This is a genomic window from Paraclostridium benzoelyticum, assembly GCF_001006285.1.
GTDB classification, from domain to species: domain Bacteria; phylum Bacillota; class Clostridia; order Peptostreptococcales; family Peptostreptococcaceae; genus Paraclostridium; species Paraclostridium benzoelyticum.
This window is the reverse complement of sequence record NZ_LBBT01000017.1, coordinates 1-363: the sequence shown is the minus strand read 5'-3', so window position 1 is coordinate 363 and position 363 is coordinate 1. Positions and strand designations below refer to the sequence as shown.

Annotated in this window: 1 rRNA gene; it reads left to right on the top strand. The window is 41.9% G+C overall.

The window, feature by feature from the left end:
- Positions 1 to 225: 225 nt before the first annotated feature.
- Positions 226 to 363, top strand: a 23S ribosomal RNA gene (locus VN21_RS00785); the annotation flags it as partial.

Below are 363 nucleotides of genomic sequence, written 5' to 3'. Positions count from 1 at the left end.
TGTAGCTCAGCTGGGAGAGCACTTGCCTTGCACGCAAGGGGTCAGGAGTTCGATCCTCCTCATCTCCACCATATTGAACTTTTAGCAACGGGATATGAGCTATATTAGCGAATAGACGTTGGCGATGTATTTTAGTACTTTGAAAACTGCATAACATTTAGTGATGATTAAATAAACCAATTATAAGAGAAGAAAACTCTTTAAAAAATAACACTTTTAATAACTGGTCAAGTTATTAAGGGCGCAGGGCGGATGCCTTGGCACTAAGAGCCGATGAAGGACGCGATAAGCTGCGATAAGCTTCGGGGAGTTGCACGTAAACTTTGATCCGAAGATTTCCGAATGAGGAAACTCACTTAGAGT